The following is a 21,045-nucleotide window of genomic DNA, read 5'->3' as shown; positions in this document are numbered from 1 at the left end:
GAAAGTGCCTGACCCGCTCATGGTGGGCCGGCGGAATGTGGGTGTCCGCGCACGGGCTCGAGCGCGGCGTTTGCTACTCTGTCGATCGCGAGGTCAGCGCCTCGCACGCCGATGTAGTTCAATGGCAGAACATCAGCTTCCCAAGCTGAATACGCGGGTTCGATTCCCGTCATCGGCTCCATCATCACCGCACGTAGAGCGGTGCCACGCCAGAATCGACTGTCCGCGTTTTTCACGTGACAAATCAACGACTTCCGGGCGCCTCTCGGGGGTCCTGCACGTGGCGCGGATCGTATCCCTGATCGGGGCCTTGCCCGTGGCGCGGCGGCTGGTCGCCCTGCTGGAGGGGCTCCGGCTCGCGACGGACTCCGTCCCGCCCGACGTCGGGGTCGAGCTTGTCGGCGCGGGCGAACTCGCTGTCGACCTCTTGCCGGGACTCGGCCGCACGGTCCTGATGTGTGCGCGCATGCTCGTTGAGACGCTTGGCCTCGGCAGCCTTCTGGTCGGCCTCGGCTTTGGCCTTGCGTGCCCGCGCCTCGGACTCCTCGGCGATCGCTTCGCGGTGACGTACGTCCGACACCTGCTCGGAAGCGTTCTGCCGAATGTCCTGCGCCTTGACCCGGCGGTGCTGCCTGCGCTGTCGCAGGAACAGCAGCAATGCCACGAGCAGGATGATCACGACAACGATGGCGATGATGACCCAGATTGCAGTATCCACGGTTCTACTCCTCGGAAGACGATGGTCGAAGAGCAATACCCAGAACAGAGTGAGATCAATCATTCGCAGCTCGATGACCTTTGCGGCCTTTCGTCGGAGCCGCGTGGCCCCCTGAGTGACCTCTCAGCTAAGCGGACTAGAGTTCGCTTTAGCTGGACGCCACAAACGCATGGAGGAACGACACGATGTCTACTGATGTTTCATCGCGAGCGAAGGCGCTCGATCTGGGGCTGCTGACGCTGCGCACTGCGGTGGGTGCGACGTTGTTCGCCCATGGCGCGCAGAAACTCACCGGCTGGTTCGGTGGGCCCGGGATCGAGGCAACTGCATCCGGCATGAATCAGATGGGCTTCAAGCCGGCCAAGCTGTCCGCGGTCACCGCCGGGGTCAGCGAAGCTGCCGGCGGTCTGGTGGCGTTGGGCGCGGGCACCCGGGTCGCCTCGGCAGCAGGCGCCGCAGCCATGATCGCGGCCGCCGATGTGCACCGCCCGAATGGCTTCTTCGCGCAGAATGGCGGACTGGAGTACCCGGCAATCCTGGGCGTCGCCTCGGCAGCACTGGCCCTGACCGGACCGGGCCGCTACTCCCTGGACGGCAAGATGGGACACCGCCTCGAGCGTGACGGAGTCGGGGTGGCCGCACTCGCCGCCGCAACGGCGGGCGCAGTAGCCGTGTTGTACCGCCGCAAGAAGGTCACGGCCGCCGCCTGAGCTCGTCGGCGCGATCACACGTCGCTCGTCGGCGAGCCGTCACCGAACCGCGGTCCCCGCCCAGTCGATCCGGTAGGACTGTTCGGCGCTCAGCGTGTCGCGAACTTTGGTCGATCGAAACATCATCGGCATGATCAGCGGCATCAGGCGACGCATCACCGGCCCGAACGTCTTGGCATGATTGGTCTTTGCACCGCGTTTCGCGATCTCCTCGACACGCGGTCGACGCAGGGACTCATACGTGGCGAAAGCTGTTGGTACATCGTCGAAATCGCGCAGACACCGCGCCAACTCAATACCCGATTCGACAGCCAGCGATGCCCCCTGTCCAGTGCTGTTCGACGGTGCGTGCACAGCGTCGCCCACCAGCACCAGCCGGTCGCGCGACCAATGAGGTACCGGCGGCATGATGTGGAGTCCGCCGACTGCGACGAAGTCGTCCGGCGCTGTGTTGGCGATCAGTTCTGCGCCTGGACGATCAGCTGCGTAGGTGTCACTCAGAATCGCGAGCCACTCCTCGTTCGACGTCGCGCGGGCCTGCGCGAGGGTCAGGTGGCGTGCGTGAGGCAGGTTGGCGCCCCAAGCGACGCGACCGTCACGCGTCGGCCAGTAGAGGTAGTAGGCCTTGTGCCCGAAGGCAAAGGTCTGCGTCCCGGCGGGAACGGGCGTCGATATCGTGGCGTAGCCGCCGAATCCGAGCATTCCGGTGTAATCCGCGTCCGGCGCTGCCGGATCGATGATCGTGCGCACCGACGACTTCACCCCATCGCAGCCGATGAGGATGTCGGCGCAAGCGGAGGTGCCGTCCGAGAATCGAGCGGTGACGCCGTGGACCGTCTCATCGACGCCGATCAGCCGTTTGGAGTACTCGACGGCGACGCCTTCGGCGATCGCGTGATCATGGAGGACCCGGTGGAGGTCACCGCGTGCGACGACGTGCATAGGCTCGCCGGCCGACGACGGCATGTCGATCATCTTGTCGCCGATCGACATTCGCATGTGGGTCAACGGCAACGACACCCCGCGGACGAGGTCGCCTGCGCCGATGTTGTCGAGCGCGGCGAGACCGTTGGGCGCGAAGCCGAGCTCGCTGCCGATGTTGTGGGCGGGGGTCGGGTATGCCTCGTAGACGCGGGCGTCGATTCCCGCTTTACGCAGCGCAACAGCGGTGACCGGGCCGGCGATACCGCCGCCGATGACGAGGGCCGAACTGATTGCGGACATGGCTGAACTCCTCGGAGATCTATGTGCCCGCACGGGTGCTCGCGTTATCCTGTGGTTGCCGCAACTGGATTCGCCGCTCGTGAGTGCACGGTTGGTGTTTCGGTTGGGAAGGTCGGGCCCGGCGCCAGGTGTTGCCGCACCTGCGTCGGGTCTGACTCAGGGTGGCCCGGGTGTGAACTCTCCCTTCTCGACGAGGTCGGCGATGTGTTCGGCGGACAGGCCGAATTCGTGCAGACGACGCCAGACGTCGATGCCAGGGAACGAGCCGTCGTCGATCTCCACCCGAAACCCTCGGACCCATTCCGCTTCGGCCCGCAGCATCGCGAGCGAGTATTCGGCTTCCACCGTGAACAGCCGGGGAATCCGTTCGACCTGGGCGGCCAGATCGACTTCCGCACTGTCGATCGCCGACGCGAGGGCATCGAGCCGGTCGTCGAGGGCGGCCACCACGACCTCGGGCGGAAGTATCGCGGCGACCGAGAGCCCGGCAACAAACGGCTGGGCCTGTGGACCGGGCGTCGAGATCAGCTCACGTGTCCAGTCGACGAGCTCCGAGCGACCTGCGTCGGTGATCGCGTAAATCGTGCGCTCGGGGCGCGCTCCATCGCGATCCACACCGGTCACCTCGACGAGGGAATGCTTGGTGAGGTTGTCGACGACCGTGTAGAGCGACCCCCATTTGATCGCCATATCCCGATCCTTGCCGCGTTCGCGCAGCACGGTGGCGATCTCGTACCGATGCATCGGCCGCTCGACCAGGGCGGCGAGGACCGCCAGACCCACGAGATTGGTCACCTTACGTCGACGCGGCATCGCGTTCCTCCCTAATACTCGTAGACGAATATACGTGTACGAGTATTTGGATTCAAGAGAGTTCTCGCGCCACCGTTCCCGTGCATCCGAGACCGTGGGTCAAGTGCGATGTCGTACATTTCGGGAGTCACCACAGACTGGGCAGCACGGGAACCCGCGCCAGTCGGTGGGACTCGCGGATGGCGGATCGACGCAAAGGAGAAACACCGACATGACACCGGACTACGGGGCCTTTCAACTGGAGATCTACCTGGCCGGTACGCAAGGCGTGCTACCCCGGTACCCGGTCGACTCCGAGTCCCTCGAGCGCAAGGCGCAGGAGGTGCTGCCACCCTGGATCTGGTCGTACGTCACCGGTGGTTGCGGAAATGAGCGCACCCAGCGCGCGAATGTCGACGCATTCGACAAGTGGGGCATCGTGCCCCGAATGGGAGTCGGAGCGACCGAACGCGACCTCTCGGTCGAGTTGTTCGGCACCACGCTGCCGTCACCGGTCTTCATGGCGCCGATCGGCGTGATCGGAATCTGCGCCCAGGACTTCCATGGCGACCTCGCCGTCGCGCGCGCCGCCGAACGCACCGGGGTACCCGCCGTACAGTCCACCTTGTCCATGGACCCGGTCGAGGAGACCGGCGCGATCCACCAGCAGACGCCGGGGTTCTTCCAGCTCTACATGCCCAAGGATCGTGACCTCGCACTGAGTTTCATTCACCGTGCGGAGCAGGCCGGCTACCAGGGAATCGCCGTCACCCTGGACACCTGGACACCAGGTTGGCGCCCACGGGATCTCAACACGTCCAACTTTCCGCAGCTCCGCGGCATGTGCGTGTCCAACTACTTCACCGACCCCAACTTCCTCGGCCAGCTCGCCAAGAGTCCGGAGGAGGACCTGCCGGCGGCCATCCTTCAGTGGGCTGTGAACTTCGGCCAGCCGGTCACCTGGGACGATCTCGCCTGGATCCGTGAGGTGACCGATCTGCCCGTCATCCCGAAGGGGATCTGCCATCCCGACGACGTCCGCCGCGCCGTCGACGTCGGCGCGGACGCCATCTACTGCTCGAATCATGGTGGGCGCCAAGCCAACGGTGGGCTCTCGGCATTGCAGCATCTACCCGACGTGGTGGCCGCGGCAGGTGACACGCCGGTCCTGTTCGACTCAGGGGTGCGCAGCGGCAGCGACGTCGTCGCAGCCCTCGCACTCGGCGCGACCGCGGTCGGCATCGGGCGCTCCTATGCCTACGCGCTGGCCGTCGGCGGCGAGGACGGCCTGGTCCATCATCTCCGGTCGATCCTGGCCGAGGCCGACCTGCTGATGGCGATCAACGGCTATCCGACGATTGCCGACCTACGCGCCGACGGGGCCGTGCAGCGCGCGATGTAGCGGTGCCGCCGTGTCCGCTGGTCAGGCAAACAGCAAGAACGGTCAAGCCGCAACCCACCGCAAGCTCGTAGCGTTGGCCCATGACCGAGAACCACACCCTGTCCCGAGCGGACACACTGCCGGCGCCGTCCGAACCACTCGTCGACCGACCCCGTTTCCCGGATGGCTACGGCATCAGCGAGAGCCTCGAGGGGACGCGCTCATGGGCGTCGGTCGAGACACGGCTCGTGGAATCGACGCACTACTGGTTGACGTCGGTGCGACCGGACGGCACTCCCCACGCCGTCCCCCGCTGGGGTGTCTGGGTCGATGGCCGATTCTTCTACGACGGCGCCCCGACGACCCGGCACACACGCAACGTGGAAGCCAACCCGGCCTGCACGCTCACCCTCGAGAGCGGGTCAGACGTGGTGATCATCGAAGGAATCTCACTCGCAGTGTGCGCCCAGCCCGGCGGTCTCGGCGCCCGGCTCGCCGAGGCATTCGGAAAGTATGCCGACCAGGGCTACCAACCCGAAGCGGACTCGTGGCAGTCCCCGGTCGACGGTGGCGGTCTGCGGACGATCACGCCGCGACGCGGCTTCGCGTGGTCGGCGTTCCCCACCGACTGCACGCGCTTCACCTTCAGATGAAGCCGCGCTGCGGCCAACCGAACCCCCGTCATCCACGCAGATGACAAGTTGCACGCGCCTCAAGCCGACCTCAAGTCCGTCACAAGAGCCGATCGAGATGCTCGTCGCACGACAAGCAACCGAAAGGCCCTCCGATGACATTCCACGATTCCTCTCCGCGCCCGGCCATCACCTACATCGACGACGCCGAGCGACCGGCGCCGCGCCGGCGATGGCAACTCGCCCGCCACGCAGGCCTGTTGGTCGCCTGCTCGGGCTTCACCCTGCTCGCCGCGTGCAGTGTGTCCTTCAGTACCGACAGCGAGACGCCGGTCGAGAAGACCTCCGACATCGCTGCCGGCGAGTGTCTGCAGATCGCGGACAAGGCCGACGACGACGGAAAGGTGCGCGCCACCAAGATCGCTTGCGACTCCGACGGACTCACCTTCTACGCCGCCTCGACGGTCCCGACCGATGTTGCCTGCGCCGGCGAGAACAGCGCCAGCCTCTCGTTTGCCGGTGATCCTCAGAAGCTCTGCATGACACCCAATTTCGTCAACGGCCAGTGCTACCAGATTCCGATGTCCGGTGGGCAACTGGTCGACTACCGAGAGAGCGACTGCTCGGCCACGCCCGCACCGACGACGGTCATCGCCGCAGCGGTGTCGCGTGCAGACGAGTCGGTGACCTGCACCGAGGACCAGACGAAGTGGAAGTTCTCCCAGCCGAATTCGCTGGGATACTGCCTTCGCGCAATCGAGACGGCCTGACACCCCGTGCACACCCACGGGCGAGGCGCACGGCCAGACGCCTGAGCCCGCGCCTCCCCGATCCCTGTGCTCAGTACCGCACCGGAACCTCGGTCACGGCCAGGTGAGGACTGGTGTACCCGCTGCGGACTCGTTCGGGGAGTTCGATGTCCGGCGCAGCGAGGGGCGTGTACGGCACCTGGTCGAGCAGGTGGCTGATGATGTTGAGCCGTCCGCGCTTCTTGTCGTCGGTGTTCGCGACGTACCACGGGGCCCAACCGGTGTCGCTGTAACGGAACATGTCGTCGCGGGCCTGCGAGTAGTCGTCCCAGTGGGTATACGACTTCACGTCCATCGGGGACAGTTTCCAGTACTTGCGCGGATCGTCGATCCGGCTCTGCAGGCGAAGGGTCTGCTCGTCTTCGCTGACCTCGAGCCAGTACTTGATCAGCAGAACCCCGGACCGGACCACGGCACGCTCGAACTCGGGGACGTCGGCAAGGAACTGCGTGGACTGCTCCTCGGTGCAGAAACCCATCACCCGCTCCACGCCCGCACGGTTGTACCAACTGCGGTCGAAGATCACCATCTCGCCCGCCGCCGGCAGATGGGGAACATACCGCTGCAAGAACATCTGGGATTTCTCCCGCTCGGTGGGGGTCGGCAGCGCGACCACTCGGAACACCCGCGGGCTGACCCGCTCGGTGATCGCCTTGATGACGCCGCCCTTGCCCGCGGTGTCCCGCCCCTCGAAGATCACGCAGACCTTGGCGCCGGTGGCGCGCACCCACTCCTGCATGGCGACGAGTTCGGCGTGGAGCGGCTTGACCAACTCCCGGAACTCCTTGTTCTTCATCGGAGACGTTGGTGCCGACCCTGATTCGCGCACGTCGGCGCGGCTGGGTGCCGAGGACCTTTCGTGGGTCGCGTGCTTCTTTCCGTGCGACTTCTTCTTGGATTTCTTCTTACCCACGAGCTGTCCTCCTCGATCACGATGCCCGGCCGATCACCCCGACAAGGCTTCGGGGAATCCTACGCGGGTGCACACTCGAGAACATGGAGTCACGACACGTGTTCGTCACCGGCGGCACCGGGGCGATCGGCGGCTATGCCGTTCCAGCCCTGGTGGACGCCGGACTCACGGTCTCGGCGTTGGCCCGCAACGCCGCCAAGGCAGACGTCCTGCGTGAACAGGGCGCCCACCCGGTCGTGGTGTCGCTGTTCGATCTCGACGGCCTGACCGAAGCCTTCCGAGGCTGCGACGCGGTGGTCAATCTCGCAACGTCGCTCCCCTCACCCGAACGATTTCTGATGAAGTCCGCGTGGGCGGAATGCATGCGCATCCGCACGCAGGGATCCGCAACGGTCGCGGGCGCCGCGGGCCACGCAGGCGTACCGCGCCTGGTGCAGGAGTCCATCGCCATGCTGTATCGCGGTGGCGACGATTGGATCGACGAGGAGTCACCCGTCGACCACTACGACATCGCAGAGGCAAGCCACGTGGCCGAGGCGAACGCCCGCCGGTTCGGCCAGAGCCACGGCAGCGCGGTGATCCTCAGATTCGGCCTCTTCTACGGTCCGGGCGCAGCGCAGAGCGAACAGATCATGCGAACAGCGCAGCGACACATCGGGTTCAGCGCCGGCCGCCCCGACAGCTACGTGTCCTCGATCCATCTCTCCGATGCCGCGCAGGCGGTGGTCGCCGCACTCGACTGCCCCGGTGGCACCTACAACATCGTCGACGACGAACCGGTGACGGCACGGGAGAACGTACGTGCGATGGCAGATGCCGTCGGCAGCACGACCTGGCTCAGTGTTCCGGGTCGGATCGCACTCCTGCTGGGCGACCGCGCCGCGTCGATGACCCATTCACTCCGCGTGAGCAATTCACGATTCCGGACGACCACCGACTGGCGACCGCGCTACCCGAGTGTCCGCGAGGGCTACCCGGCGATGGCCGACAGGCTGCGTGCGGGACAGTGAGCGCCCGACGCCATCCGTGCCTTACGATCCCCCGGTGACCGTTGGTGCAGAGGATCCGTCTCACGCCCAGGCCCGGTCCTTGATCGCAGATCTCGAACGAGTGACCGACAGGATCGTCGCCGAGCTGGAGTCGACATCGATGCATCCGTCGAGCGCGAACCGTCGGCGCAGCGAACTGTACGAGGCCCGCGCCCTCATCCGGCTCCTACAGACGCAATACGACCTGTCGTCGACTACTCGCCGAGATGCGGCGGAACCTTCGCCGGATCGGCCATGACGGCCGACCCGCCCAGTTCCTGATTGGCCCGCCTCTCGACCAGCAACGGCACGAAATCACGGACACGCGTGCCGTCGAAACGACGGTATGCGTCATCGACAGCGGCGGCGACATCGTCCGGCGGAACGCCCGCGTATGCCGCCGTCAAGCGCGTGCGGACCTCCGTGATCTGTTTGCGTTCGTCATCGTCCCCGGCCATTGCCCCACGCTACGACCAGGTCTGTGCAGCCGCCCCATGCCGGGCGCGATTGTCACCCACTGTTCACGTCTCCTCATGCGCCGACCACTGGACCCCCATACCGCAAAAATGTCCGAATTAGGCTGATTTGCCCTTCTTTTCGGCACATATGTAGCCCAACTCACACCATCTCGATGCGCACTCGCGCGGGTAACTACTTTAGTCTGGCTAAGTAATTTTCATTTAGCTTTACGAAGCAAGTTGTCCGCGGAGGGAAGTCTGTCTATGGGCGTGGGCGCATCGGTCGGCCTGTCGTCCGCCGCAACCTTGAGTGATGCCGCCACCATTCATCGTGACCTCATCCGGATAGGGCGCGCGATCCGCGCCAGGTCCGGCGGCGGGGAGCTTTCCGCAGGCCAGATGTCCGCATTGTGGACCATCGCCCAGAACGCGCCGATCCGGGCGACCGAACTGGCCGAACGGGAGGGCGTCGCCGCGCCGACGATGTCGCGCGTCGTGGCCTCACTCGAACGACACGGGATGGTCATGCGCACCACCGATCCGCGCGATGGACGGGTCAGCCTGCTGGCTCCATCGGCAGAGGGGATGGAGCACATCCAGGGCGCGTCATCGCGGAACTCCGAGCTCTTCGAGATGGCTCTCGACCAGCTCGCCGACGACGATCGCGCGGCCGTTGAGCGATCGATGCGCATACTCGCCGACACCATGTGCGGCCTGGCCTCGCCGACCGCAGACTGCCCAGATACCGCAGACAGCGCCACAGTAGAAGGGGGATCCTGATGCAGCCCAACGTCAATGGCCACCGGGATGAGGACGGGATCGAGCCGTCACACACCATCGCCGGCGGAGCAATCCGTGGTGAGATCCGCCGCGGAGACGGCGCCACGATCGCCGACGCGACGATCACCGTGATCGACCCGAACGGACGCCAGGCCGCCCGCACAGTGGGCGATGCCGACGGCACGTTCGGGATCGCGGTCCCGGGTGGCGGTCACTACGTCCTCGTCGTCTCGGCGGCGGGCCACGAACCCTCCGCCGTGACCGTCACGGTCGGCTCCACTCCGATCGACGTCGAGGTGGTGCTCACCTCGATGGCCGCGCTCTCCGGGAGCGTCACCACCTCTGCGACCGGTGAGGCCGTGGCCCAGGCGACGGTGGCCGTCGCCGATCATTCCGGCCATGTCACCGCGACCTCCGTGACGGGTGTCGACGGACGGTGGAGTGTCGCCGGCCTCGCAAACGGGACCTACACCGTCATCGTCACGGCCGCCGGATGCGATCCGGTCGCGGAGACCGTGATGATCAGCGGAACAGCCTCTCCCGCTGTCGATGTGGTACTGCGCACGGCGGCGGAACTCGGTGGCACGATCACCGACGGCACCGGCGCCGACGGCGCTCCGGTGGCGCACAGCCAGGTCGCCCTGCTCAACGACAGGGGTGAGATGGCTGCGAGTGCCCTGACCGACGACGACGGACGGTATCTGTTCGCGAACCTCACACCCGGCGACTACACGGTCATCGCCAACGGTTACTCGCCGGTCGCGGCCACCATCGACATCGAGGCCGGGCGGTTCGTCAGCCACGAATTCGTCCTCGGCGCAAGGGGGCAGGCATGAGTGCAACAATCACGGCACGGGTGGCGACCTCGAGCGGTCGTCCACTGGACGGCGCGGTCATGACGGTCATGTCCCAGGCAGGCGAGCAGCAAGCGATTGCCCGCACTGACGGGGACGGTGCGGTCAGCGTGGCCGACCTCGACACCGGCACCTACACGGTGGTGATCACCGCCGAGGGCTACCAGCCGACCGCCCGCGTGGCGGTGGTGACCGGATCCAGTCCGGTGAGTCTCGGCGAGATCGCCGCGGCCCGTGCCGGTGGTGCACCGGTCCCGGTGCCTGGCCGGTGGGACATCGACCCGGGCCACTCCGCGATCGAGATCAGCGTGCGTCACTTCGGGATCGCCAGCATCAAGGGCCGTTTCACCGATTTCACCGGACAGATCGAGGTCGCCGATGACATCGAGAAGTCGTCGGTGGTGGCCGAGATCAAGACCGCGAGCATCGACACCGACAACAAGACGCGCGACGACCATCTGCGTTCGGATGCCTTCTTCGACACCGAGCAGCATCCGGTCGCCGAGTTCCGGGCCGGGCAGGTACGTCCGGCCACCGACGAGACGTGGACGCTCTCGGGCACGTTGTCCCTGCGCGGCACGGCGGTCCCGGTGACGCTCGACTTGGCCTATCTCGGCGAGGTCGAGGACCCCTGGGGCGGACAACGCGCCGGCTTCCGCGCGACGGGAACGCTGCAGCGCAACGACTTCGGCATCAGCTTCGACGACAAGCTGATCAGCGGCGTGGCTCAGATCGGCAGCACGGCGAAGGTCGTCCTCGACATCCAGGCCGTCCGCAGCAGCACACATATTTCTGATTGATCCGAAAGGCACACATGTCGAATCACACAGTGGCCGAGAGAGGCGGGGCCGCGACGGCGGAGTCCCCTCGCCCCTCCCGCCAGAGATCCCTCGAGGAACTCGGTCCGAACTACAAGTGGATCGCGCTCTCCAACACCACCTTGGGCATGCTGATCGCGACGATCAACAGCTCGATCGTCCTGATCGCCCTGCCCGACATCTTCAAGGGCATCCATCTCAACCCCCTCGAACCCCAGAACACCAGCTACCTGCTGTGGATGATGATGGGCTTCCTGGTGGTCACCGCCGTGCTGGTGGTGAGCTTCGGACGCCTCGGCGACATGTTCGGTCGCGCCCGCATGTACAACATGGGCTTCGCGATCTTCACGATCTCGTCGATCTTCTTGGCCATCACCTGGTTCGACGGCAGTGAGGCGGCCATCTGGCTGATCTTCTGGCGCATCATCCAGGGCGTCGGCGGCGCGTTCCTCATGGCGAACTCGTCGGCGATCCTGACCGACGCCTTCCCCGCCAACCAGCGCGGACTCGCGATGGGCATCAACGGTGTGGCCGCGATCGCCGGCTCGTTCCTCGGTCTGCTGATCGGCGGCGTCCTCGCCCCGATCCAGTGGCATTACATCTTCCTGGTGTCGGTGCCGTTCGGCGTGATCGGCACGATCTGGGCGTACCTGAAACTGCACGACACCGGGGAACGCCGCAAGGCCAAGATGGACTGGTGGGGCAACATCACCTTCGCCGTCGGCCTCATCGCGATCCTCATCGCCATCACCTACGGCATCCAGCCCTACGGCTCGTCGAACATGGGTTGGGGCAACCCCTGGGTCCTCACCGGCCTCATCGGCGGTGTGATCGTGCTCGCCGTCTTCGTGTTCATCGAGACCAAGGTCGACAGCCCGCTGTTCGAACTGTCGCTGTTCAAGAACCGCTCGTTCGCGTTCGGCAACGTCGCCAACCTGATGGCGTCGATCGGCCGTGGCGGTCTGCAGTTCATCCTGATCATCTGGCTGCAGGGCATCTGGCTCCCGCAGCACGGCTTCGACTACTCGCGTACGCCGCTGTGGGCAGGCATCTACATGGTGCCGATGACGATCGGCTTCCTGCTCAGTGCACCGGTCTCCGGGTTCCTCTCCGATCGGCTGGGCACCAAGTGGTTCACCAGCATCGGCATGCTGATCACCGCGGGCACCTTCGCCGCGCTGATCGCGATCCCGGTCGACTTCACCTACTGGGTGTTCGCCGTGATCATGCTGATCAACGGCATCGGCATGGGCCTGTTCGCGTCGCCGAACCGCGCCGAGGTGATGAACAGTCTCCCGATCACCTCGCGTGGCTCCGGTGCGGGCATGATGACGACGTTCCAGAACGCCGCCATGGTGCTCTCGATCGGCCTGTTCTTCTCGCTGATGATCGCCGGTCTGAGTGCGCATCTGCCGGATGCGATGTTCAGCGGTCTGACGGCGGGCGGTATGCCGCAGGCTCCGGCCAACGGCATCGCACACCTCCCGACGGTCGGCATCTTGTTCGCGGCCTTCCTCGGCTACAACCCGATCCGGGAGATCGGCGGCCAGGCGCTGCAGGGACTGCCGCAGTCGAGTGTCGACCACCTGACCGGTCTGGACTTCTTCCCGCACCTGATCAGCGATCCGTTCTCCGACGGCCTGACCGCGGCCTTCACCTTCGCGCTGATCTGCTGCGTGCTGGGTGCGATCGCGTCGCTGTTCACCGGTGGGTCGAAGTCGCCGGTGGAGTCGCCGGAGACCGTGGGTGCCGAGCTGGCGGCAGTCGCCGCCGATGCCTCGGTAGCCGCTCCGTCGGAACTGATCGACGAGCCGCGCGCCACCGGGCCACGACATCTGCTGACCTCGGCAGGCAGTGCACAGTCCGAGGTCGAACGGCCACGGATTGCGGGTCGGATCACCGCCTCCGACGGACTGCCGCTGGGCAACTCCGCCGTGACCGTCACCGACATCCGCGGCCACCAGGCCGGCGCGACCGCGGTACACGAGGACGGATCGTATGCGGTGCACGATCTGGCCGACGGTACGTACACCGTCATCGCGACGGCCCCGGGACGCTCTCCCAAGGCGCTCACCGTGTCCGTGGTCGGTGACCTGGTGTTTCGCCGCGACTTCGCCCTCACCGGCGGGTCGGTGCTCCAGGGCTCGGTGCGTGACGATCAGCGTCCGCTGCCCGCCAACCTGATCGTCACCGATCAGTCGGGTGCTGTGGTCACCCAGGCGCACGCCGATTCCGATGGACGCTTCGCCATCCACGGATTGTCGGAAGGCGACACCGTCGCGGTCACCGCATCGGTTCCCGGCTACCAGCCGACCAGCCAGCTGGTCACCGTCGATGCGACGATGCGTGCCGAGATCGAGATCGTCCTGGTCGCGACCGGCGGTGTGCAGGGTTCGGTGCGTGCGGTGGACGGATCGCCGCTGGTGGGTGCCACCGTCTCGGCGATCGGCCCCGAACAGACGATCGTCGCGTCGGTGATCACCGACGCCGACGGGCGCTATCGGATCGAGGGTCTGACCGACGCGCAGTTCACCATCGTGGCCAACATGTACGAGCCGGCCGCCGTTCAGGTGAATGTGGCCACCGGCCAACGGAACACGGCGGACATCGCCCTGGGTTCCGGCAACCAGACCAGTGTCTCCTAGCGCCGTGTCATAAGCACGTGTTCTAGAAGACCCAGCGTCACAACGTGTTCGGCCCGTGTGATCCCGATGAGGGAACACACGGGCCGTTCTCGTCGGCGAGGAGTAGAACGGAGGGGACTGCGAGAACTCGATGAGGAGGAGCCGTGAAGGCGATCCAGATGGTCAAGCCGGGCAGCGAGCCGGAACTCCGTGAGGTGGACAAACCCTCCCCCGGTCCCGGGGAGGTCCTGCTGAAGGTGACCGCCGCAGGCGCCTGTCACTCCGACGACTTCGTCCTCAACCTGCCGCCCGAGGGCTTTCCGTACCCGCTGCCGCTGACACTCGGTCACGAAGGTGTCGGCGTGGTCGCGGAGCTCGGAAGCGGCGTGACCACGTTGACCGAGGGCACTGCGGTCGCGGTCTACGGACCGTGGGGCTGCGGCGTGTGCCACTTCTGTTCCCGCGGGCTCGAGAACTACTGCAGCAACGCGGCCGAACTGCAGATCGCGCCGCCCGGCCTCGGTGCCCCCGGCGCCATGGCCGAGTTCATGATCGTCGACGACCCGCGTCACCTGGTACCCATCGGCGACCTGGACCCGGTCACCACCGTGCCCCTCACCGACGCCGGACTCACGCCGTATCACGCCATCAAACCGTCGCTGCCCAAGCTGGTGGGTGGCACCACCGCTGTCGTCATCGGGACCGGCGGACTCGGCCATGTGGCGATCCAGCTGCTGCGTCACCTCACCCCGTCTCGGGTGATCGCACTCGACGTGACCCCGGAGAAACTGGACTTCGCCAAGGAGGTCGGGGCTCACGAGACGGTGCTCAGTGACGCCGACGCCGTGGCCAACATTCGCAAGATCACCGGTAAGGACGGGGCCACAGCCGTTTTCGACTTCGTGGGATATCAGCCCACCATCGACACAGCGATGGGTGCGGTCGGCACGATGGGCGATGTGACGATCGTGGGCCTCGGCGACGGACAGGCGGCGGCCAAGGTCGGGATCTGGGCGCAGCCCTATGAGGTGTCGGTCCGGGCACCGTACTGGGGATCGCGGAGCGAGCTGATCGAGGTGCTGGATCTCGCCCGCGACGGCGCGCTCGACGTGGCTGTACAGACCTTCGGTCTCGACGACGGAGTCGATGCGTATCGCAAGCTCGCGGCCAATGACCTGCGTGGACGCGCCGTCGTCGTCCCGTGATCCGTGTCGCGAGCGTCGTCTCGCTGGTGGTGGTCGCCCTCGCGGCCATTCTCATCGCATCGCTGAGCTCGTGGGGCTGGTGGATCGCGGCCGTCGTACTGACCGCGACCGCCGGCGTCGGGGTCTATGACCTCGCTCAGCGCCGCCACTCGGTGCTGCGGAACTATCCGGTGGTCGGCCACCTGCGGTTCCTGCTGGAGTCGCTACGACCAGAACTGCAGCAGTACTTCATCGAGCGCAACTTCGATGGGAGGCCCTACGACCGCGACATCCGGTCGCTGATCTACGAGCGCGCCAAAGGCACCGCGGCAGAACTGTCGTACGGGACCGAACGCGACATCGACGCCGACGGTTACGAGTACCTGGTCCACTCGGTCGCACCGATCGAACGTCCGCCGGAGCCGTTCCGTGTGCGGGTCGGCGGCCCCGACTGCCGACAACCCTACGAGATGTCCCTGCTCAACGTGTCGTCCATGAGCTTCGGCGCACTCTCCGGAAATGCGTTGCGAGCGTTGAACAACGGCGCCCGGCGAGGCGGGTTCGCACACGACACCGGGGAGGGCGGGCTGACGCCGTACCATTTGGGCGGGGCCGACGTCATCTGGGAGATCGGCTCGGGCTATTTCGGAACGCGAACCGAAGACGGAGATTTCGATCCGGAGCAGTTCGCCGACAAGTCCGCCGACGATCGCGTCAAGGCGATCTCACTGAAGCTGAGCCAAGGGGCCAAGCCCGGTGTCGGAGGGGTTCTGCCCGCCGCCAAGGTCAGCGCGGAGATCGCCCGCTATCGCGGTGTGCCGGCCGGCGAGAAGTGCGTCAGCCCGGCGAGCCACTCCGAGTTCTCCACACCTCGCGAGCTCATCGCCTTCGTCGCACGGCTTCGCGAACTCAGTGACGGCAAGCCGATCGGGGTGAAGCTCTGCATCGGGTCCAGAGTGGATGTGCTCGCCATCTGCAAGGCGATGCTCGCCGAGCAGATCACCCCTGACTTCATCGTCGTCGACGGCGCAGAAGGCGGAACCGCCGCAGCGCCCCTCGAGTACGAGGACCACGTCGGCCTCCCACTCACCGACGGATTGATGACGGTGCACAACGCGCTCGTGGGCACCGGCCTACGGGACCGGATCAGGATCGGCGCCAGCGGCAAGGTCGCCTCCGGCAACGACATCGTCAAACGCCTGATTCAGGGCGCCGACTACACCAACGCCGCACGCGCGATGATGATGGCCGTCGGTTGCATCCAGTCGCAGCGCTGTCATACCAACCACTGCCCGGTGGGTGTGGCCACCCAGGATCCCCGACGGGCCCGTGCACTCGACGTGGACGACAAAAGCGACCGCGCCTATCGGTACCACCAGGCCACCGTCGACGAGGCCATGCGACTGATGGCCTCGATGGGCGTCTCGGACCCGTCGCAACTGTCACCCCACCTGCTACGCAAACGGGTGTCGGCCACCTCCCAGCGCTCCTACGCGGAGATCTACGAGTGGCTCCGGCCGGGCCAACTCGTCCACGAGGCCCCACAGACCTGGGTCGACGACTGGACACGCGCCGATCCGGATTCATTCGCGCCCGACGGGACACGCGTCCGCGGGTGACCGAGACGCTCAGACCTGCTACACGCTCTGTGCGCCGGCCGAGATCTGCTCGACGAGGATGTCGGCATGTCCGGCATGCCGGGCGAGTTCTTCGATCATGTGTGTGAAGATCCAGCGGAGGGTCACCGCGCCGCGACGGTAGTGTTCGGCAACCTCGTCCAGGTCATGGTGTCCTGCGATCTCACGGGAGCGCGCACAGGCGCGCTGATACTCGGCGACGACGTCACCCACGGTCTCGGAATCGGATGTCAGCCAGCTGTGGTCGTCGCCGGTCGCGTAGCCGTCACACCGGCTCGGGGGAAGCGCGGCGAGGGTGCGTTGAAACCAGACACGTTCTGCTGCCGCGCAGTGTTTGACCAACGACAACGGAGTCGTGAGAGATGGAACGAGACGCATTCGGGCCTGGGCGTCGGAGAGCCCGGAAACCCTGTCGATCAATGCGAAACGGTTGGCATCGAGAACGGATTCGAGGATCGCGCGTTCGGGACCGAGCTGTTCTGTCATGACAGTGACGACCACGTCTACTGCGACGGCTTCATGTCGCCGAAGTATCCCGTCCGCCACACCACCCGGTTCTGCAATTGGGTGATGCGCCAGCCTTCCGGGAGCCGGGTCAGGCGTGCCGTCACCACGCCACCGGCCGTGAAGGCTCGGTCGTTCAAGTCGGCGGCCTCGGGTCGGTCCTTCCACAGGTGGATCGCGACGAGATTGAACCGGAGATCGGCGATGTCGCCGGTCACCTGCACATCGTGACCGGTCAACAGGTGCTGACTGCTCTCGAAACGTGCGAAGTTGCGCGCGTGGCTGGCCGCGATGTGGTGCGGGCCGATCGTCTCCGAGCCATCCGGACGAACGATCGTCGCATCGTCATGGAAGATCTCGTGGAACCGCCACTCGTCGAAATCCTGTTCGTCGAGCAGGCGAAAGTACGTGGTCACAAGGCGCACGATTCGCTGGGAATCGAGCCACTGATCGAGGTCTGAGGGCTGCACGTCCCCATTGTGCGACACCATCTGCCCGGGCCGGGTGGTTGTCCACACCTCAGCGTGCCGCACCCACCCTCCCGATGCCGGTCACCTTGAACCGGACCTCCCGACGCATCCGACCGATCGCGAAGTCGATGGCCGCACCGGCGGAGTCGCGGATGGTCTGTTCGAACAGCTGGATCGGATCTCCGTCGGCCACCTCGATCAGCTCCGCCGTCCGCCGGTCGGCACACTGGGGCGTGAACTCGATGTCGTAGTCGGCCATGTCCACGCCATGGGAGTCGAGGAGCTGGTAGAAGTCTCCGCGAAAGTCCTCGGGCCGCATCCCGGCCGCCTCACGCGCACGCAGGTAGTTGGTGATGAGCCCCACCGGCCGGTCGTCGAGCACCATCACATACTCCATGCACAGGCACCGATCGTGTTCGCCGACCGCATCGAGGTGATCCCCGACGACGGTCGGCGCGGATTCGAGGCGCCAGTGCAGCATCCGGAACGTCAGGACCCCGCCCGCGGTGAACTGATCCGTCAGATCGCCCGTCCGGCTGGGCAGATGGCCCTCGACGGTGAACGACGACCCGACCACCAGCGTGCCGAGTCCACGTCGACGGACGATCAGTCCCTCGGCGGCGAGGATGGCGAGTGCTTCACGGAGGACGTCTCGCGGCACATCGAACCGACGCATGAGCGTCGCCTCGTCGAGCAGCCGATCGTGCTCGACGATGTCGCCGCGGTCCAGGATCGCCACCCGGAGCAGATCGTGGAGTCGATGTACCGTCAGATCCCGGGACGGGGCAAGATTCACGGTCATCACACGATTGTTGGCAGTCCAGGTTTCGCGGCGAACACCGTTGTGTTACCGCCACGTTGAACGAGAACGCACCTGGGACCCGCGGCGACACCCGGTCACGCGGCCGACAGGTCCGGCTCGGCGACCATGGGCGGAACGCGGCGATGCCAGTCCGTGGCGTGCTGATAGGCGTCCGCCGCACGGAGGGCGAGAGCCTCGGCCAGGGGTCGCGCCGCGACCTGAAGGCCGAGCGGCAGTCCGTCGGAGGTGAATCCCATCGGCACCGACACCGCCGGATTGCCGATGCAGTCCCAGTACTGCGTGTGGATCGTCCGCATCGCGTCCGGGTCGGCGAGATCGCTCGCCTCCAGTGACGTCGCACCCGCGGCACAGGTCGGCGTGACCACCAGGTCCACCTGAGCGAAGACGTCGGCCATCCGTTGCTGCGCGACTCGCCGAACCCGTTGCGCCTGGACATAATCCGCACCGGTGAAGGACAACGCGCCGGATACCAGAGCGCGGGTGGTCGCGAAGTATTCCGACCATCGAGAGGCCAGGTCGCCCTGGTGGTAGGCCAACGCCTCCGACAGCATGATCACCATGTTCGCGGCCCGCATCTCCTCGTAGAGAGGCAGTTCGACCTCCACGACCCGCGCACCCCGTGAGGTCAGCGCCTCCACTGCGGCCACGAACACCTCGTCCACAGACGGGTCGGCGAGAGGTCCGGATGCGCCGACCAGTGATGCCACCCCCACGGTGACACCGTCGAGGTCACCGGTCAGCCCGGCGAGGTAGTCCTCGACGGGCACGTCGAGACAGGTCGGATCGGACCTGTCGTATCCGGCCATGGCGTTCAGCATGAGCGCACAGTCCTCGGCGCTACGTGTCATCGGACCGATGTGGTCCAGCGTGTAACCCAGTGGTACACAACCCGATTTCGGGACGCGCCCGAAGGTGGGCATCAGACCGGTGATACCGCAGAACGCGGATGGGATACGGATACTGCCCGCGGTATCGGTCCCCAGTGCGCCGAGGACCATGCCGGTGGCGACCGCACTCCCCGAGCCCGAGCTCGACCCGCCCGCCCAGTGGTCGAGGTTCCACGGGTTGCGCGGGATCGGGAAAGGCTTGCTTGCGTCGGGCCCGCCGATCGCGAACTCCATCGTGGTGAGCTTGCCGGTGATCACCGCGCCTGCCGCCCGGAGACGCTGCACCACAACCGCATCACCGGGGTGCCACGCGGAGTCGTGCACCAGGCTCTGCGCCGTCGTAGGAGACTCCTCGGTGCTGATGATGTCCTTGACGCCCAACGGGATACCGTGCAGCGGGCCACGGTCACGGCCTGCCGCGAGCTCTTTGTCCGCGGTCGCAGCCGCAGCGAGGGCGGTCTCGGCGAACATCCGGACGTAGCTGCCCACCGCGCTGTCGTGTTGCTCGCTGCATGCGAGTGCGCGCTCGGTGAGCGCCAGCGAGGTCACCGAGCCGTCGCGCAGCGCGGCGGCCGCCTCCGCGATCGTCGACACCGTGCTCATACCGCACCCCCGATCCGCGGGTCGACGGTGAACGCCGGCACTTCGTATCGCGCGTCCGGGCAGGCGTGCAGCATGTCGGCCATCGCCCGGAATCCGGCTGCGGACTCCGCCAGCCGGATGAGTTCCGGATCGCTGCCGGGCAGTCCCGACAAGCGCTGGAGTGATTCGTGATGGCGTCGTTGATGGATGTCGGGCATTCGTGGTTTCCCTTCTGATTCGTCCACCGTCGGAGGTGCAGGCGAACTGGGACAACCGTGGCCACGGAACCTGTTACGCGGCTACCACTTCGATGGAACGATCAGGTTTCGCGGCCGACAGGCGAGTCCGACCTGGGTAGTCCCCGGGTCGATGCTCCGGTTCCGCGGATCGACACGACCGGCGCGGCGTCGCCCGGGCACCGCCGCTCGGCCTTGCGCCGGCCACTGCGCGGCGCATGGCCTGACCGGATCAGCGTCCACGCATCCCGACGACGCCGTCGATGAACAGATCCACACCGACCTGGAAATACTGGTCGGGGTCGTCGCAGCGCACCATCTCGTCGGCAACGCTCTTGAGGTTCGGGAAGCGGTCGTCCGGCAGTGCCAGCAAGGTCGCCAGCTTGTGCCTGCGCGTCTCGTCGCGCTCGTCCTCCGGGACCAGGAGCTCGGCGCCGGGGACACCAACCACCAGTGTGACCGCCGTCTGCAACGCGTTGCGCGCCACGGCGGTTGCCGCCGACGCCGAATAGCCGTCGCGCAGGAGGCCGGACAGCACCTTCTCGGTGAGATCACGTCCGCTCTCGCACTGCAGAATCCGACCGGGCACCAACGCCGCGGCCGCCGGATGCCTGCGAAGCGATTCGATGAGCGCCGAGAGGGTCTGCCGGATGAACTCCTCACCCGGCAGGGACTCGTCGGGGGCGACGACGGTCTCGACGAGCCGATCGCCGAGGGCCGCACGCATCTCGTCCTTGTTCTTGAAGTGCCAGTACAAGGCCATCGGCGTGACGCCGAACTCTTGCGCCATCCGGCGGATACTCACGGCATCGAGACCCTCGGCGTCGGCGATTTCCAGCGCCCGGTCGACAACGGCATCGCGGTTCAGGCGGGCTTCGTCGGCCTTTCTGCCTGCAGTTTTCGCACTCACGCTTGACAACTATACACCGTATGAGTTTCCTTTATGGCGTACATATACGGCGTACATGTCCAGCGTATAGG

General features: G+C 66.2%; 23 protein-coding genes and 1 tRNA gene. 12 read left to right on the top strand and 12 right to left on the bottom strand.

The genetic code is table 11. The annotated features are described in order from the left end of the window. Positions 1-107: 107 nt before the first annotated feature. A tRNA-Gly gene (locus IDF66_RS23115) sits at positions 108-181 on the top strand. A gap of 63 nt (positions 182-244) precedes the next feature. Here the strand turns inward: IDF66_RS23115 and IDF66_RS23110 are convergent. Further along, entirely contained in the window at positions 245-718 is a 474-nt protein-coding gene (locus IDF66_RS23110; protein WP_317628828.1) for a hypothetical protein, read from the bottom strand. A 185-nt stretch (positions 719-903) separates the two neighbouring features. On the opposite strand from IDF66_RS23110, the gene IDF66_RS23105 reads away from it, so the two are divergent. Continuing rightward, on the top strand, positions 904-1,428 hold the full coding sequence (locus IDF66_RS23105) for a DoxX family protein (RefSeq protein WP_164310539.1): 525 nt from the start codon (positions 904-906) through the stop codon (positions 1,426-1,428). 39 nt (positions 1,429-1,467) lie between these two features. Here IDF66_RS23105 and IDF66_RS23100 read toward each other — a convergent pair whose 3' ends face one another. After that, positions 1,468-2,652 carry an FAD-dependent oxidoreductase gene (locus tag IDF66_RS23100; RefSeq protein WP_190268794.1) on the bottom strand — a complete coding sequence of 395 codons (1,185 nt, stop codon included), beginning with the start codon at positions 2,650-2,652 and terminating at the stop codon, positions 1,468-1,470. Between the two features lie 156 nt (positions 2,653-2,808). Continuing rightward, positions 2,809-3,465: a PadR family transcriptional regulator gene (locus IDF66_RS23095; RefSeq protein ID WP_190268793.1), complete on the bottom strand. Its 657-nt coding sequence runs from the start codon at positions 3,463-3,465 to the stop codon at positions 2,809-2,811. A 211-nt stretch (positions 3,466-3,676) separates the two neighbouring features. On the opposite strand from IDF66_RS23095, the gene IDF66_RS23090 reads away from it, so the two are divergent. From IDF66_RS23090 to IDF66_RS23080, 3 genes are all read left to right on the top strand, one after another. Next, a complete protein-coding gene (locus IDF66_RS23090) occupies positions 3,677-4,846 on the top strand; it encodes an alpha-hydroxy-acid oxidizing protein (protein ID WP_190268792.1) in 1,170 nt (389 codons plus the stop codon). Positions 4,847-4,926: 80 nt separating this feature from the next. After that, entirely contained in the window at positions 4,927-5,478 is a 552-nt protein-coding gene (locus IDF66_RS23085) for a pyridoxamine 5'-phosphate oxidase family protein (protein ID WP_190268791.1), read from the top strand. Between the two features lie 134 nt (positions 5,479-5,612). Beyond that, on the top strand, positions 5,613-6,227 hold the full coding sequence (locus IDF66_RS23080) for a pyridine nucleotide-disulfide oxidoreductase (protein WP_190268790.1): 615 nt from the start codon (positions 5,613-5,615) through the stop codon (positions 6,225-6,227). Positions 6,228-6,297: 70 nt separating this feature from the next. Here the strand turns inward: IDF66_RS23080 and ppk2 are convergent, their stop codons facing one another. After that, positions 6,298-7,179 carry a polyphosphate kinase 2 gene (gene ppk2 / locus IDF66_RS23075; RefSeq protein WP_396264280.1) on the bottom strand — a complete coding sequence of 294 codons (882 nt, stop codon included), beginning with the start codon at positions 7,177-7,179 and terminating at the stop codon, positions 6,298-6,300. Between the two features lie 83 nt (positions 7,180-7,262). Here ppk2 and IDF66_RS23070 point away from each other — a divergent pair, with 83 nt between their 5' ends. Beyond that, positions 7,263-8,189: an NAD-dependent epimerase/dehydratase family protein gene (locus tag IDF66_RS23070; RefSeq protein ID WP_190268789.1), complete on the top strand. Its 927-nt coding sequence runs from the start codon at positions 7,263-7,265 to the stop codon at positions 8,187-8,189. Between the two features lie 60 nt (positions 8,190-8,249). On the opposite strand, the gene IDF66_RS23065 is transcribed toward IDF66_RS23070, so the two are convergent. Then, positions 8,250-8,387: a hypothetical protein gene (locus IDF66_RS23065; protein ID WP_190268788.1), complete on the bottom strand. Its 138-nt coding sequence runs from the start codon at positions 8,385-8,387 to the stop codon at positions 8,250-8,252. A 35-nt stretch (positions 8,388-8,422) separates the two neighbouring features. Beyond that, positions 8,423-8,665, bottom strand: a complete 243-nt coding sequence (locus IDF66_RS23060) for a three-helix bundle dimerization domain-containing protein (protein WP_164310534.1) — start codon at positions 8,663-8,665, stop codon at positions 8,423-8,425. A 264-nt stretch (positions 8,666-8,929) separates the two neighbouring features. Between IDF66_RS23060 and IDF66_RS23055 the strand changes: the two genes are divergently transcribed. The 6 genes from IDF66_RS23055 (at position 8,930) to IDF66_RS23030 (ending at position 16,544) form a co-directional block, all read left to right on the top strand. Then, positions 8,930-9,445, top strand: a complete 516-nt coding sequence (locus IDF66_RS23055) for a MarR family winged helix-turn-helix transcriptional regulator (protein WP_190268787.1) — start codon at positions 8,930-8,932, stop codon at positions 9,443-9,445. Next, on the top strand, positions 9,445-10,281 hold the full coding sequence (locus IDF66_RS23050) for a carboxypeptidase-like regulatory domain-containing protein (RefSeq protein WP_164310532.1): 837 nt from the start codon (positions 9,445-9,447) through the stop codon (positions 10,279-10,281). Before IDF66_RS23055 ends, IDF66_RS23050 begins: the two co-directional genes overlap by 1 nt. Then, positions 10,278-11,099: a YceI family protein gene (locus tag IDF66_RS23045; RefSeq protein WP_190268786.1), complete on the top strand. Its 822-nt coding sequence runs from the start codon at positions 10,278-10,280 to the stop codon at positions 11,097-11,099. Before IDF66_RS23050 ends, IDF66_RS23045 begins: the two co-directional genes overlap by 4 nt. 14 nt (positions 11,100-11,113) lie before the next feature. Further along, on the top strand, positions 11,114-13,762 hold the full coding sequence (locus IDF66_RS23040; RefSeq protein WP_190268785.1) for an MFS transporter: 2,649 nt from the start codon (positions 11,114-11,116) through the stop codon (positions 13,760-13,762). Positions 13,763-13,905: 143 nt separating this feature from the next. Further along, the gene (locus tag IDF66_RS23035) at positions 13,906-14,946 is read left to right on the top strand and encodes an NAD(P)-dependent alcohol dehydrogenase (protein WP_190268784.1); all 1,041 of its coding nucleotides are present in this window, start codon (positions 13,906-13,908) and stop codon (positions 14,944-14,946) included. After that, entirely contained in the window at positions 14,943-16,544 is a 1,602-nt protein-coding gene (locus tag IDF66_RS23030; RefSeq protein WP_190268783.1) for an FMN-binding glutamate synthase family protein, read from the top strand. Before IDF66_RS23035 ends, IDF66_RS23030 begins: the two co-directional genes overlap by 4 nt. A gap of 18 nt (positions 16,545-16,562) precedes the next feature. On the opposite strand, the gene IDF66_RS23025 is transcribed toward IDF66_RS23030, so the two are convergent. From IDF66_RS23025 to IDF66_RS23000, 6 genes are all read right to left on the bottom strand, one after another. Continuing rightward, on the bottom strand, positions 16,563-17,048 hold the full coding sequence (locus IDF66_RS23025) for a DinB family protein (RefSeq protein ID WP_190268782.1): 486 nt from the start codon (positions 17,046-17,048) through the stop codon (positions 16,563-16,565). 17 nt (positions 17,049-17,065) lie between these two features. Next, on the bottom strand, positions 17,066-17,536 hold the full coding sequence (locus IDF66_RS23020) for a nuclear transport factor 2 family protein (RefSeq protein WP_190268781.1): 471 nt from the start codon (positions 17,534-17,536) through the stop codon (positions 17,066-17,068). A gap of 49 nt (positions 17,537-17,585) precedes the next feature. Further along, the gene (locus IDF66_RS23015; RefSeq protein ID WP_190268780.1) at positions 17,586-18,338 is read right to left on the bottom strand and encodes a GntR family transcriptional regulator; all 753 of its coding nucleotides are present in this window, start codon (positions 18,336-18,338) and stop codon (positions 17,586-17,588) included. 95 nt (positions 18,339-18,433) lie between these two features. Then, positions 18,434-19,849: an amidase gene (locus tag IDF66_RS23010; protein ID WP_190268779.1), complete on the bottom strand. Its 1,416-nt coding sequence runs from the start codon at positions 19,847-19,849 to the stop codon at positions 18,434-18,436. Further along, positions 19,846-20,046 (bottom strand): hypothetical protein, encoded by a 201-nt coding sequence (locus IDF66_RS23005; protein WP_164310523.1) that lies wholly within the window; start codon positions 20,044-20,046, stop codon positions 19,846-19,848. Before IDF66_RS23005 ends, IDF66_RS23010 begins: the two co-directional genes overlap by 4 nt. A 250-nt stretch (positions 20,047-20,296) precedes the next feature. Beyond that, positions 20,297-20,974 carry a TetR family transcriptional regulator gene (locus IDF66_RS23000; RefSeq protein WP_190268778.1) on the bottom strand — a complete coding sequence of 226 codons (678 nt, stop codon included), beginning with the start codon at positions 20,972-20,974 and terminating at the stop codon, positions 20,297-20,299. Positions 20,975-21,045: the final 71 nt, after the last annotated feature.

The sequence above is a fragment of the Gordonia hankookensis genome (assembly GCF_014673215.1).
GTDB classification, from domain to species: Bacteria; Actinomycetota; Actinomycetes; order Mycobacteriales; family Mycobacteriaceae; genus Gordonia; species Gordonia hankookensis.
The sequence above is the reverse complement of the archived record's forward strand: the minus strand, read 5'-3'. Positions and strand labels throughout refer to the sequence as shown.

What these genes read in the sequence shown, in the direction of transcription:
- IDF66_RS23090 (WP_190268792.1), top strand. Translation starts at nt 3,677, where the DNA reads ATGACACCGGACTACGGGGCCTTTCAACTGGAGATCTACCTGGCCGGT.
- IDF66_RS23065 (WP_190268788.1), bottom strand. Translation starts at nt 8,387, where the DNA reads ATGAGGGCGCGGGCCTCGTACAGTTCGCTGCGCCGACGGTTCGCGCTC.
- IDF66_RS23045 (WP_190268786.1), top strand. Translation starts at nt 10,278, where the DNA reads ATGAGTGCAACAATCACGGCACGGGTGGCGACCTCGAGCGGTCGTCCA.
- IDF66_RS23015 (WP_190268780.1), bottom strand. Translation starts at nt 18,338, where the DNA reads ATGACCGTGAATCTTGCCCCGTCCCGGGATCTGACGGTACATCGACTC.
- IDF66_RS23070 (WP_190268789.1), top strand. Translation starts at nt 7,263, where the DNA reads ATGGAGTCACGACACGTGTTCGTCACCGGCGGCACCGGGGCGATCGGC.
- IDF66_RS23095 (WP_190268793.1), bottom strand. Translation starts at nt 3,465, where the DNA reads ATGCCGCGTCGACGTAAGGTGACCAATCTCGTGGGTCTGGCGGTCCTC.
- IDF66_RS23080 (WP_190268790.1), top strand. Translation starts at nt 5,613, where the DNA reads ATGACATTCCACGATTCCTCTCCGCGCCCGGCCATCACCTACATCGAC.
- IDF66_RS23055 (WP_190268787.1), top strand. Translation starts at nt 8,930, where the DNA reads ATGGGCGTGGGCGCATCGGTCGGCCTGTCGTCCGCCGCAACCTTGAGT.
- IDF66_RS23040 (WP_190268785.1), top strand. Translation starts at nt 11,114, where the DNA reads ATGTCGAATCACACAGTGGCCGAGAGAGGCGGGGCCGCGACGGCGGAG.
- IDF66_RS23010 (WP_190268779.1), bottom strand. Translation starts at nt 19,849, where the DNA reads ATGAGCACGGTGTCGACGATCGCGGAGGCGGCCGCCGCGCTGCGCGAC.
- IDF66_RS23005 (WP_164310523.1), bottom strand. Translation starts at nt 20,046, where the DNA reads ATGCCCGACATCCATCAACGACGCCATCACGAATCACTCCAGCGCTTG.
- IDF66_RS23100 (WP_190268794.1), bottom strand. Translation starts at nt 2,652, where the DNA reads ATGTCCGCAATCAGTTCGGCCCTCGTCATCGGCGGCGGTATCGCCGGC.
- IDF66_RS23050 (WP_164310532.1), top strand. Translation starts at nt 9,445, where the DNA reads ATGCAGCCCAACGTCAATGGCCACCGGGATGAGGACGGGATCGAGCCG.
- IDF66_RS23060 (WP_164310534.1), bottom strand. Translation starts at nt 8,665, where the DNA reads ATGGCCGGGGACGATGACGAACGCAAACAGATCACGGAGGTCCGCACG.
- IDF66_RS23085 (WP_190268791.1), top strand. Translation starts at nt 4,927, where the DNA reads ATGACCGAGAACCACACCCTGTCCCGAGCGGACACACTGCCGGCGCCG.
- IDF66_RS23025 (WP_190268782.1), bottom strand. Translation starts at nt 17,048, where the DNA reads ATGACAGAACAGCTCGGTCCCGAACGCGCGATCCTCGAATCCGTTCTC.
- IDF66_RS23105 (WP_164310539.1), top strand. Translation starts at nt 904, where the DNA reads ATGTCTACTGATGTTTCATCGCGAGCGAAGGCGCTCGATCTGGGGCTG.